The 13246-nt window shown below is 39.3% G+C and carries 6 protein-coding genes and 5 pseudogenes; 5 read left to right on the forward strand and 6 right to left on the reverse strand.

Going from position 1 to position 13246, the window contains the following annotated elements; all coding sequences use genetic code 11:
* The first annotated feature begins 31 nt into the window (after positions 1 to 31).
* Together WG932_RS16435 and WG932_RS16440 are read left to right on the forward strand one after the other, a co-directional pair.
* Positions 32 to 277: a glycoside hydrolase family 95-like protein gene (locus WG932_RS16435; protein WP_483088665.1), complete on the forward strand. Its 246-nt coding sequence runs from the start codon at positions 32 to 34 to the stop codon at positions 275 to 277.
* Between the two features lie 1584 nt (positions 278 to 1861).
* Positions 1862 to 2239 (forward strand): nuclear transport factor 2 family protein, encoded by a 378-nt coding sequence (locus tag WG932_RS16440; RefSeq protein ID WP_483084719.1) that lies wholly within the window; start codon positions 1862 to 1864, stop codon positions 2237 to 2239.
* A gap of 340 nt (positions 2240 to 2579) precedes the next feature.
* On the opposite strand, the gene pafA is transcribed toward WG932_RS16440, so the two are convergent.
* Both pafA and WG932_RS16450 read right to left on the reverse strand, forming a co-directional pair.
* Positions 2580 to 4220 (reverse strand): alkaline phosphatase PafA, encoded by a 1641-nt coding sequence (gene pafA, locus WG932_RS16445; RefSeq protein ID WP_483084720.1) that lies wholly within the window; start codon positions 4218 to 4220, stop codon positions 2580 to 2582.
* Positions 4221 to 4341: 121 nt separating this feature from the next.
* Positions 4342 to 4984, reverse strand: a pseudogene (locus WG932_RS16450) (carboxypeptidase-like regulatory domain-containing protein).
* 147 nt (positions 4985 to 5131) lie between these two features.
* Here WG932_RS16450 and WG932_RS16455 point away from each other — a divergent pair.
* The 3 genes and pseudogenes from WG932_RS16455 to pruA all read left to right on the forward strand — a co-directional run bounded on the left by WG932_RS16455 (position 5132) and on the right by pruA (position 8000).
* Positions 5132 to 5515, forward strand: coding sequence for an ArsR/SmtB family transcription factor (locus tag WG932_RS16455; RefSeq protein WP_014019128.1), 384 nt, complete (start codon positions 5132 to 5134; stop codon positions 5513 to 5515).
* 6 nt (positions 5516 to 5521) lie between these two features.
* The gene (locus WG932_RS16460) at positions 5522 to 6217 is read left to right on the forward strand and encodes a YjjG family noncanonical pyrimidine nucleotidase (protein ID WP_483084721.1); all 696 of its coding nucleotides are present in this window, start codon (positions 5522 to 5524) and stop codon (positions 6215 to 6217) included.
* A 147-nt stretch (positions 6218 to 6364) separates the two neighbouring features.
* Positions 6365 to 8000, forward strand: a pseudogene (gene pruA, locus WG932_RS16465) (L-glutamate gamma-semialdehyde dehydrogenase).
* Positions 8001 to 8048: 48 nt separating this feature from the next.
* Here the strand turns inward: pruA and WG932_RS16470 are convergent.
* The 4 genes and pseudogenes from WG932_RS16470 to WG932_RS16485 all read right to left on the reverse strand — a co-directional run bounded on the left by WG932_RS16470 (position 8049) and on the right by WG932_RS16485 (position 13111).
* Positions 8049 to 9559 (reverse strand): annotated as a pseudogene (locus WG932_RS16470) (glycoside hydrolase family 32 protein).
* 14 nt (positions 9560 to 9573) lie between these two features.
* Positions 9574 to 10781, reverse strand: a pseudogene (locus WG932_RS16475) (sensor histidine kinase).
* A gap of 130 nt (positions 10782 to 10911) precedes the next feature.
* Positions 10912 to 12219 (reverse strand): annotated as a pseudogene (locus WG932_RS16480) (ABC transporter permease).
* Positions 12209 to 13111 carry an ABC transporter ATP-binding protein gene (locus WG932_RS16485; RefSeq protein ID WP_483084722.1) on the reverse strand — a complete coding sequence of 301 codons (903 nt, stop codon included), beginning with the start codon at positions 13109 to 13111 and terminating at the stop codon, positions 12209 to 12211. The pseudogene WG932_RS16480 and the gene WG932_RS16485 overlap by 11 nt, the downstream one beginning before the upstream one ends.
* Between the last annotated feature and the right edge of the window lie 135 nt (positions 13112 to 13246).

Consider the following 13246-nt stretch of genomic DNA (forward strand, 5'->3'; position numbering starts at 1 on the left):
CAATTTTGGCGCGACAGCAGGCATAGCCGAAATGCTAGTACAGTCACATGAAGAAGGAATTATCCGATTGCTACCAGCCCTACCTCAAGCATGGAACACCGGTGAAGTAAAAGGACTCAAGGCCAGGGGCAACTTCGAAATAAGCATGGAGTGGGAAGATGGTAAACTTAAAAAAGCGGAAATACTATCAATAACAGGTGGTAAAACAAAGGTTTTGTGTCAAGGTAGGGAATATGAAATAGACCTGGAAAAAGGAGCTTCACAGGTCCTTTTATAAATTTTAATAAAATGGTTAGACCTGGAGGGTGATAGCTTCAGCTCCACAGGCAACAGCCTGTGAGATGTTTTTAATGCATAAAGAATCCTATAGGGCTTCAACAACAATAGCCGTGTGGTGTCAACCCACGGAAACCGGTATATACCACCAATTGAATTTATCGGCATTGTTGCTCTTTTTCTGCAACAATACTGACAAAATCATAACTTCACTTTCCTAAATAAAAACCAAATCCTAATCAATACGCAAAACAAAAACCCCGACAGGGGTGACATGATTATAGCCGGTGGCCTCAGCCACCGGATTAGTGAATAAAACACTAATTGATTTTGGCGGCATTGTTGTTCTTTTTCTGCAACAATGCTGACAAAATCATAACGTCAATTTCCTACTCTGATCGCGCATTATTTCACTTGACCTCACCAAGCCCCAACAAGGTGAAATACTTCAGTCACGGGTGCCAGCTGGTGATACGTCATTTTTAAACACATCAAGAAGCCTGAAGGGCTTCAACAATAATAACCGTGCGGTGTCAACCCACGGTAAACGGAATATACCACCAATTGATTTTGGCGGTATTGTTGCTTTTTTCTGCAACAATGCTGACAAAATCTCCTCTTATGATGGTTTTTCTTAAAACAAAACCACCTTAAACCCTTAATATCAACTGATTAAAACACCCCCTATCTTCACTGTTCATTTTTCCTTGATGAAAAACGAACCAAAAAATCAAGGCTGTCAAATCTTATTTCAAATGATGGATAAGGCTTAGGGGTAATAGGTCATTTGCATTACCATCATTTGATTTTTGGAGCTGAATTTCGGGCTAAAAATGAGTGGATCTCCTTGTTGGAGCTAACTCATTTTTTTAACCCCGCTATCCATCTCCAAAAAACATAACCTTTGAAGGCCAACAATTGCCTAAAATATCATGTGCTCATTCAAGATTTTTTTTACGAGTCAATATAATCCACATAGGGATATCCTTCCATGTTCCGTTAAATGTAACGCTTTTTGCAAACCCTAAATCACCAATAGGAGGAAAGGATTATAGCCGATGTGACGTAATTGTAGAATACATATAGAAGCCTATAGGGCCTCAACTACAATAACCCTGTGGTATCAACCCACCGTAATCGGAATATACCACCAGAATCATAACGTCAATTTCCTAACCTGATTGCACATTATTTCATTTGACCACACCAAGCCCTGATGGGGCGAAATATATCAACCAAGGGTGTTAGCCCTTAGTGAAAAACGGTAGACACACCTTGATTTTGGCGGCATTGTTGCTCTTTTTCTGCAACAATACTGACAAAATCATAACTTCACTTTCCTAAATAAAAACCAAATCCTAATCAATACGCAAAACAAAAACCCCGACAGGGTTGACATGATTATTGCCGGTGGCCTCAGCCACCGGATTAGTGAATAAAACACTAATTGATTTTGGCGGCATTGTTGCTCTTTTTCTGCAACAATGCTGACAAAATCATAACCACTGAGATAGCTAAACGTTTGTTATTAGAATTTTCAGATTAATTTAACCCATACAATCCCCATTGCAAAAAACCTAAAACCATGAACACCGTCACAAATAAGAAAAACGCCATCGACTTTTACAAAACGGCCTACCTTGGAAAGCCAAAAGAGGCGGTAGAAAAATATGTGGGTAAGGAATACATTCAACACAACCCTGCAGTAGCCAATGGTACACAGGGTTTTATTGATTATTTTGATAAAATGCAGCGAGAATACCCCGAAAAAACCATCGAATTCTTACGTTGTATTGCTGAGGGTGACTTGGTAGCCCTTCATACTCGGCAAATCTGGCCAGGAAATGACCAATATGTAACCATGGACTTTTTCAGGTTTGATGAGGCCGGCAAAATCTGCGAACACTGGGATTCCATCCAACAGGTGCCTACCAATGCAGCCAATAACAATAGCATGTTTTAGTTTTATTGTCGGTTTTAATTAATTGAATTTTGTATGCATTTCACTTTTAAATTCCCTATAAATAAGAAGGAGTAGATGCAATTTACTCCTAGCAGTGAGCCCTGAAGGGCGAATTTTTTGTAACCACAGTTACAGCCCGTGATAAATGAAAAAGAACACACCTGATGTTATCGGTATTCTTGCTCTTTTCTGCAACATGCTGACAAAACCTTCCAAGCCAGGGGTATTAGGTTACATTTTCCAATATTATCAAATCCGAATTAAAAAAATCATTCACAATATCAAAAAAATGCCTGACTTTAAGCCAGGCATTTCCAATACAATAAACTAATTATAGGAGTTATTTTGCATCAACAATTTCAACGATAGGTTGACCGGTCGCTCCATTTGGAAGCCTGGTTTTTAACATCATGGATAAAGTAGGCGCTATATCTGTAATGGTCGCATACCTGCTACTGCTACCCGGTTTTACACCCCAACCATAAAATACAATTGGCACATTGGTATCATAGGTAAAACCTGTGCCATGTGTAGTACCCTTTCCTGCATTGGCAAGCCAAGCCGGTTCCATAACCACCATCACATCCCCGGAGGCCTTGTGATTGTAACCCATTTGCAATAAATGTTTCAGACCTGTGGTAAATTCATGGTTGCGCATCGTTTCGCCGGTATAAGTCTCCTTAATACCATCAAAGGTCAGCAAGTAATCTGCAATCTCAGTCTGAACCTCACCCAGGGAAAGCCCTTTTTCTGCAATCAACTCCCTATTGAGGAATATTTGCTGATTGGAGAAATTGGATATCCAATCTCCTTCTCCATATTTTCCTTTGATAAAATCATCTAAACCAGTAGTTAAAGCTTTGGTATCCAAGCTTCCGGCTGTTACGCGCTCACTTTTCATATAGTTGACTACATCCGCAACCCCGTGATCAGCGGTAAGGAAAACCAAGTATTGGCCTTTGCCAATTTCTTTGTCCAGATAATCAAAAAATTTGGCCAGGTCTCTGTCTAGGCGCAGGTAATTGTCCTCCACCTCTATGGCTTGAGGACCAAATCTATGACCGATATAATCCGGAGTAGAAAAACTCACAGCCAAAAAGTCGGTTTCTCCTCTTTGCCCTAATTTTTCACCTTGAATGGCAGCCATGGCCATTTCAACAGTAAAAGTATTGCCATAAGGTGTGGAACTGATCATACCCAAGCCACCATTGTCTTTCTGCAATTTTTTCAAATCATAGGGAAATGTAGGTCTGGCTTTTCCCTTAAAAGGTGATTCAAATTCATTGTCATCTGAGGCCCCCTGGATATAGGTTTCTATTGGAAAAAGCGTTTCCCAGGTCTGGTCAAGGTATTTTGCAGCCAACTTCCGCTCATTAAAACTTTTCACCCAAGAAGGCAATTCCTCATAGTAATAATCTGAGGTCATAAAATTTCCGGTACCGCCGTCAAACCAATAGGCATCCCCTAAATGTCCTGCCGGCAAAGCGGCTCCTCTATCCTTGATGGCCACACCTACCACCTTGGATCGTTTTCCTGTTGCAAACCTCAACTCATCCGTAATGGTAGTAGTAAGCAGGTTTCTCGGAGATATTTTCCCTTTGCTTTCACTTCCTCCAACAGCTGAAACAGTACTATCTTCAGCACAATAAATATCATCATCCATCGCACGGATGTACCAGTTATTGCCAATGATACCATGAGTAGCAGGAGTAGTGCCTGTATATACCGAAGCATGCCCCGGCCCGGTATAGGTAGGAATATAATTGTAATGACCGTTCTGCATCATGAAACCATCATGCATCAATCGCTTTAATCCTCCCTCAACATATCGGTCGTGGAACCTATAAAAATATTCCTGTCGCATTTGATCCACGACAATTCCTACAACTAATTTTGGTCGCTCAATTTCCCTCGCAGAGTACTCCTGAGCAAAACTGAATTGGGAGAACAGTAAACATCCCAGTATTATCAATTTTTTCATATGGCTATATTTTAAAATTTTGCCTGTAAATATAACTTTTTGCAAACCCAAAGTGGGGGATGTGCCTTACAAATGCGCAAAATTGGGATAAACGGAAAATAAAAGTTTTAAACCTTAACAATTAGTCTTTGTTCTTCAAATCTCCATTTTTAATGGATTTGATAAACTGTGCCCAAGCAAATGGGTTAAGCAATGGCATAGGTCTCGGCCCGTAACGGTCCAATGTTTGTTGGGTTTGCTGATTGGTAAATTGTCTGAAATTCTCATTGCCTGAAGCAGGCATTTCAGCTGCCCAACGCAAGAGCAATTGAGGGCTAAGATTCCCCTATTAAGTGGTGGCTCCGCATCTACATTGACGGCAAGAATAGCATTTTTAAATTCTTCCTCTGTAGGGTAAGGCATCACCTGAACTTCCTCCAAGGCAATTTCATCCTGCACCATGGTAAGGATATAACTCACCTCGTCCTTTTCAATGTCTTCGGGTATGGTTACAGTCTGTCGCTTTAAGCCAATATAAGAAAAGACAATGCTATCTCCGGCAAGCACAGGCATTGAAAAATAGCCGAATCGATTACTGCTTGTACCTCTACCTTTTTTGGGACATAGATATTTACACCTGGAATGGCAGTCGTACTGTCTGCATTCAGGATGATACCTGAAAACTGAATTATTTTTTTGTCATTGGTTTCCTGAGAAAAGACATCTCTTGAATTTCCCAAAATCCCCAATAAAACAACAAATGAAAGGATAAGTCTTTGTCTCACTTTTATAATTTTACTCGAGGTATACCCCCCGATATATTAACAAGAAATTTCCGGCTTTTTATAATTAGCCCAATGAATTTACGATATTAAGTGAATTACCTTTGAATTCATTAACTTCAAAGCGATTTATTTGTTAAAGTTAATTAAATGCGGTTAAAAAACATAAGTTTAAACTATGGAATGCGGGTCTTTAAAGCCCTTTCCGAAGAAGCTCGGGTGAGAATACTCCACTTGCTTATGCAAAATGAAGAATTATGTATTTCAGATCTCGAGCATATTTTAGAATTCACCCAAACCAAAACAAGCCGCCATGTCACTTATTTAAAAAATGCAGGTTTAATTGGCAGTAGAAAAAAAGACCAATGGACTTTTTATTATGTTTTGGATGAAGCACACGAAATTCTCAACCAAATTTTAAAATTCATTAAAAAAGATCAAAACCTTCTACGTGACCAGGAAGTTTATGAGATATTGCATTCCAATAGGGAATTGGCCATCAATAAAATTGAAAACAATCCTTACAGAAAATAACAATCCGTGGAAAAATACAGCCATCTACTATTTGACCTTGACCATACCTTATGGGATTATGACAGCAATGTCAGGGATTCTCTATTAGAACTATTTGCCAATTATGAATTGGGAAAACTGGGAAATCCTGATTTCGAATTGTTTTTTGAGGCTTTTCAATTGACCAACCATAGTCTTTGGGAGCAATTTAACCGAGGTTTGGTTGACAAAGATCAACTTAGAGCCATGCGTTTTTTGCAGGTTTTCACCAGGGCAAATCTGCCTGTATCTAAAATCCCAAGGGATCTGGAAGAGGAGTTTATTTTACGAACATCATCCAAACCTAAAGTAATGGACCAGGCTTTTGAAACCCTGGACTACCTGAAAACCAAATACCAATTACATATCATTACTAACGGGTTTAATCAAAGTCAATACAATAAACTCAAATCTTCCAAATTGGATGCTTATTTTGACTTGATTGTAACTTCTGAAAATTCAGGGTTCCGAAAGCCTGACAAAAGGATTTTTGAACATACTTTGGTTAAATTAAAAGCCAATGCCCGGCAATGTCTGATGATTGGGGACAATCCATTATCGGATATTCAAGGTGCACAAAATGCCGAAATCGATCAGGTTTATTACAATCCACTAAATACAAAAATCACAATCCAGCCTACATTCACAATAAAGCACCTATCGGAGCTTGGAAATATTCTATAAGCCCATCCATTCTTTAAAGCGAGTGATAATTTGTATATTTGATTTATAACCACATTATTAATCAACTTCTGTGTGTGGGAAAATAGTCGAATGACAAAGAATCAATAGATTGTTCTCTCATAACCGGAGTAAAAATACCATACAACTATGCTTAAAGGCTTTTTAATGTTCCGGAACCAAAAAATGAACCCGTAAAAAATTATGCACCCGGATCTGAAGAGAGGGCATCTTTACAAAATGCCCTAAAAACAGCAAGAGACCAAGAGGTGGACATTCCGATGTATATCGGAAGTGAAGAAGTGAAAACCGGAAACACCACCACCATACACCCTCCACATGACAGAGCGCATAAAATCGGTCAATTTCATTCGGGAGACAAAGAGCATGTTACTCAAGCCATTAATGCAGCTTTAGGTGCCAAGCAGGCTTGGGAAAACATGCAATGGGAACAAAGGTCAGCCATTTTCCTAAAAATTGCTGACCTACTGGCAGGTCCCTACCGAGACAAAATCAATGCAGCCACCATGCTTGGCCAATCAAAAATGCCTTTCAGGCCGAAATAGATGCAGCCTGTGAATTGATAGACTTTCTTAGGTTCAATGTCAAATTCATGACAGAAATCTATGCCCAACAACCTCCAATTAGCGGTGATGGTGTTTGGAATAGGCTGGAACAAAGACCTTTGGAAGGCTTTATATTTGCCATTACTCCTTTTAATTTTACAGCCATTGCAGGAAATTTACCCACAGCTCCGGCCATGATGGGAAATACCGTGGTTTGGAAACCTGCCGAAACTCAGATTTATTCTGCCAGCGTATTAATGGAAGTCTTTAAGGAGGCAGGACTTCCCGATGGGGTAATCAATTTGATCTATGTGAATGGTCCTGATGCGGGAGATGTTGTTTTTTCGCACCCTGATTTTGCCGGACTCCATTTCACCGGGTCTACCGGAGTGTTTCAATCCCTGTGGAAAATAATTGGAAACAATATTTCCAAGTACAAAACCTATCCGAGAATAGTTGGAGAAACCGGAGGTAAAGACTTTGTAATTGCCCATAAATCTGCTGACCCAAAAGCAGTGGCAACAGCATTGAGTCGTGGAGCTTTTGAGTTTCAGGGACAGAAATGCAGCGCTGCATCAAGGGCCTATATCCCTTCTAACCTTTGGGGGTCTGTCAAGGAGCACCTATTGGCTGACCTAGCTTCCATGAAAATGGGAGGAACAGAAGATTTTGGCAATTTTATCAATGCAGTAATCGATGAAAAAGCGTTTGATAAAATCAGTGCTTATATAGAAGATGCCAAAACAGCAACAAATGTAGAAATACTTGCCGGAGGTAATTGTGACAAAACCAAGGGGTTCTTTATTGAACCTACGGTGATTGTAGTGCAAGACCCTATGTATAAAACCATGGTGGAAGAAATTTTCGGACCTGTATTGACCCTATATGTCTATCAGGAAGACCATTTTGAAGAAGCACTGGAACTGGTAGATCAAAGTTCTCCATATGCCCTTACAGGTGCCATCTTTTCCAAAGACAGGTATGCCATTGAATTGGCTACAACCAAACTCCGACATGCTGCAGGCAATTTTTACATCAATGACAAACCGACAGGTGCAGTAGTTGGGCAACAACCATTTGGTGGATCCAGGGCTTCGGGTACCAATGACAAGGCAGGTTCTATGATTAATTTGCTTCGTTGGGTTTCTCCCAGAACAATCAAAGAAACTTTTGTAAGCGCCACAGATTATAGGTACCCATTCCTAGAATCAGAAAAATGATACACAAAGAAAAAGGCATTACTTGTAAAACAGTAATGCCTTTTTCTTTTACCATATACTTTTAAGTGAATAAAGCTTGTTCTCTGCTTCAAAGCCATCTAACAAAAGATCAGAATAGCCATGTTCAGGAAACACCAAGGCTGTCATTGCTAGAGCTCCATCATTGACAAATACTTCTACTGAAGACCTGTCCAATAAAATCTTCAGCTCATTTATTTTAAGTTCATTGAGCGGGGCAGTCATTACTGAAGCAAAACCATCCTTAAAGTCGATAATACCTGAATTGGTTCGATCAATAAATAACTCATCTCCATTTTTACCAATTAATAGTATTTCCCCAAATTCATTTTCAAAAGTGGCCAAGAAATCATCTGCTTTTGGTTGTAGAGAAAATTCCAGAAGTTCATTTTCAAGTGCTATTTTTTTACCTTCTATCGTTAAGGACTGCTCCCTTAATTGCTCCAACTCTTTCACCGGATTCGAGGCGAGCCATAATTCTTCCCCTTCCTTATACAAGGATAAAGTTCTTGGCAAAGTCATTGCCGAACGCCAAACTTCGGTTGGTACCACTTGTGCATAGTTCCAATTACTCATCCAACCGATAAATAGCTTACGCCCATCCGAAGTAGGAACATTGGACCAAGTTACTCCTGCATAATTGTCGGTACCATGGTCCAGCCATTTGACTTCTTTCTGGCCGGTAGTGAAAGTTTCCCCATCAAAATCCCCAACAAAATACTGGGTCGCCGACCCTCCGTTTGGTCCACCAGGATTAATACTTACTAATAAAATCCATTTTTGCTCTCCCCCGGGGACGGTAAAGGAAATAGATCCGGACATTCCCAAACGCCACCATAAGCAGCCCAATCGGGATTAAAATCACTTTCATGCGTCCATTCCAAAAGATTTGGTGAAGAATAAAAACTTATTTTATCCTTTACCGCCAATGACATTATCCACTGCGTCTTGCCCTCCACCTCTACTTTAGTCACTTTGGGATCTCTAAAATCCTTAATTCCCGGATTGGCGAGAACAGGATTACCATTGAATTTATCCCAAGTAACACCATCGTCCAAACTGTAGGCAATGCCTTGGGTCTGAAAATCAATCCTTCCGGCATCCCCTTTCACATTATCATGATAAGTGTAGATGGCAACCAAAGGCGGTTTCTCAGCTGTACCTAAACCACTACTATTTTCGCTATCAAACACAGCAGAACCGGAAAAAATCCATCCAAGACTATCCGGAGTTATGGCAACGGGAAGGTTTTCCCATTCTACCAGGTTTTTAGAAACGGCATGCCCCCAATGCATGGGACCCCAGACATTGCTATCCGGATAATATTGATAAAAAAGGTGGTATTCTCCTTTGTGATAGACCATGCCATTTGGGTCATTCATCCAATTGGCAGGAGGGCTAAAGTGAAACTGAGGTCTATACTTTTCCTTATAGGTACCAGCTTCATAGGCCATGTCTCCGGTTTTTTCTACTTGGGAAGTGCAAGAGAAACCTATCAGTGAAATCAGAAATAATACGAATACTTGATTGTTCAGTACCATAATGATTTAATTTTTTATTCTATTTCATCCTTATCTTTAACTCCATGCAAAACAATTCTAAAAGAAGTACCTTTTCCTAATTCAGAAGCATTGACAAATATACGGCCATTATGATAGCCTTCAATAATACGTTTGGCCAAAGTCAAACCCAAGCCCCAACCTCTTTTCCTTGTAGTAAAGCCGGGATTAAAGACTTTGGTAAACATCTTTTTCTCTATGCCTTTTCCGGTATCAGAAATATCAATGAACACAAATTGCTCACTCTCTTTAACAATATTTATGCGAATAGCACCTTGCCCTTTCATGGCATCTACTGCATTTTTACAAATATTTTCTATCACCCATTCAAACAATGACCTATTCATTTGGGCGTGAATATTTTCCGCATGGGAATTAAGCTCAATGCTTACTTTATTGGAAATTCTAGGCCTTAAATAATTGATGGCATCTCCTACAACTTGGTAAACATTTTCTGGTTTAATGACAGGAGTACTCCCTATATTACTAAAGCGTTCCGTTACTACGGTTAATTTATTAACATCTTTCTCAATTTCAAGAATCACTTCTTTATTTTCATCAAATACTGGAGAATTCCGTAGGTAGTCTATCCAAGCCATAAGCGAAGCCAATGGGGTACCTAATTGATGGGCTGTTTCCTTGGTCAAGCCTGCCCACAACCTATTTTGTTCCGCAACTTTGCTCTGATTCAGAAATGCATATGCAAGTAGGCCAAAAACCAAAATTACAGAGAGTTGCACATAGGGATAGTATTGTAATCTTGTGAGTAAATCTGAATTCCTATAATAAATAAAAACATCATCTGAGAGACTGATCGGTTCATACAGGGCTTTCATGGATTCTAACTCATCCAATAAATAGTTTCTAATCTCTTCTTCCGTGCTATTAGAAGGGAATTTGATGTTTTTATATTCCATTGGCTCCCCGGAGGCATTCACTGTAATTACCGGAATGGATTTATTCTCTTGGATAATCACCTGAAATACAAAGGTGAGGTTATCAGAATTTACAGAAGCATATTCCAATGCCTCTGCGTACAAATCTACTTGGCGTTTTTCACGAATTTTAAGCTCTTCAACCAAGGTATTGGTATACCATATTGATCCTAGGCCTATAACAACGGAAAAAACAAATATGGCCCATTTTACTTTTTCCTATTCTGATAGAGGTCTAAAGAGGCAAGGTCTTGGAATTTTTTCTTCATTGCAATTTGATGTTCCCGAACTTAAGTAAGTTCATAATGAGAAACAATATAAAGCGTGCATTATTGCCTAGAAAGGCAGAAAATTCCATATTTCAGCCGGCATTTTAGCAAACAAAGAATTGCTTTGATCTTAATTTTGTTTTAACCATTTCCAAAGTACCTTATAATTTACTTTGGAACCATGAACCAAAATCCCTATCCGATAAATTTTTCCGGCCAGCCAAGCGGTTGAAAAAAACCGGCCACAAGAAGTGAAATTGAAAGTGCCAAATGATGCCAAGGCACCCCAAAACTAACCCTGCCCATCATGGCTACAGGGGAAGTAAATGGAATTATTGAAAGCCAAAATGATACATTACTATTGGGGTCATCCAATACAAATATAAATAGCCCCATATAGGCTACCAATAAAGGTATGGTCACAGGAAACATAAACTGCTGCGCATCTGAGGGGCTGTCAACTGCCGCTCCAATGGCTGCAAAAAAGGCGCCATATAGCAAGTACCCACCTACAAAATAAATTAAAAATGTCAGCGTAATCTGTACAAAGTCAAGGCCTTGAATCATCTGCAAAATCTCAACAATTTCAGGGTTCCCTTCAGCAGGAAAAAGGCCTTGCTGTGCTGACATTTCCAGCATTTGTTGTTGAGGCATCTTCATGCCAAAATACCCCATCACCAGAGATGACACCAAACTTATCAAAAGTATCCAGATTAAAAATTGTGTCAATCCCACAGCACCAATACCTATAATCTTGCCCATCATTAATTGAAAAGGCTTCAGTGAAGAGACCAAGATCTCGATAATTCTGCTGGACTTCTCCTCAATCACCCCCTGCATGACCTGGTTTCCATAAACAAAAATAAAAGTATAGATCAATATCCCTGCAAGAAAGCCTATGGCATAATTCACAACAGAATTTGAAATGCGCTCGCCTCCGGCTTCACTAACAATGATTGATTGTATGTCTACATTGGTTTTAAAGGCGGATAATAGCAGTGGATCAATGCCTGAGGCCTGTAGCCTGAGAGACTCCATTTTACTTTTTAAGGAGGACTCTAAATTGGTAATCATGGATATTGGCGGGGTTTCTTCACTATAAAAAACAATCCCTTCTGGATTATGGATGTCTAGCTTTGGAATGTAAAGAAAACCAAATCTCAACCCTTCTTGCACCAATAACTTGGCATCTTCTGCCCTTAGCTCCCCGTAAGAAAAAGAATACAATTCATTGCTCTCTAAAAAAAGAATTATTCTCATCTACCACCTCTATCACTTTTCTGTTTTCTCCAACGGTATCAGACATACCTACCCATAAAAACAAGCCTAGAATTGTAGGAAAGATGAGCGGTGTAATAAGTGTTGCCAAGAGAAAAGAACGTTTTTTAACCCTTGCGAGGTACTCTCTTTGGATGACTAAGAAGATTTTATTCCCCATGGCTTTCATTAATTTTCTGAATGAATATTTCTTCTATACTTGGTACAATTTCTTCGAATCCAAGAATTTCCCCCTTAGTCATGAGCAAACTTAATAGTTCATTGGGTTTTTGATCTTTTATGTCCAATTTAAACTCCAGCATACCATCCTGTCTACGCAATTCCTCACCCATGGGTACAAACTCCATGCTATCAGGAATCATCTTAACTTTAAACACATTCGTTCGGGCTTCCTGCTTAATGGTCTGAATGGTGCCATCTAGGATTTTTCGCGACCTATTGATCATTGCAATTTCATCACAGAGCAATTCAACAGATTCCATCCTATGGGTTGACAATACAATCGTAACCCCTTGGTTCCGCAATTCAAAAATTTCATTTTTGATAATCTCTGCATTTACCGGATCAAAACCGGAAAACGGCTCATCTAAAATCAGTAAATCAGGTCTATGTATAACGGTGGCTATAAACTGTACTTTCTGAGCCATACCTTTAGACAGGTCTTGGATCTTTTTATCCTTCCATTGGCTAAGGTTCAGTTTATCTAACCAATTGGTGATTTTATGCTTGGCTTCTTGTTTTCCTAAACCTTTAATTTGAGCAAAATACAACAATTGCTCCTTAACTTTCATTCCCTTATAGAGTCCTCTTTCCTCGGGCAGATAGCCTATATTCCGAACATGATCCATTTTCAAGGCTTGACCATTGATGTATATCTCACCTGAATCTTTGTCTATTATTTGATTAACAATTCGAATGAGCGTTGTTTTACCTGCACCATTGGGCCCCAATAAGCCAAAAATTTTACCCTGACTTACAGAAAGATCAAAATCTTTGAGGGCTACATGTGATCCGTAAGATTTATTTAATGATCGAATGCTTAATATTTCCAAATGAACAAAAGTTTATCAACTGTTTTGAAACTTTATAATGAACAGAAATCACCATTCAAAAATCTAACTATTCCAAAGATACGGAACCCACTGAAACATCAATTAAAAAGGTCATTAGATTTTCAGCATCTTTTG

Source organism: Cyclobacterium sp. SOCE241 (genome assembly GCF_056867545.1).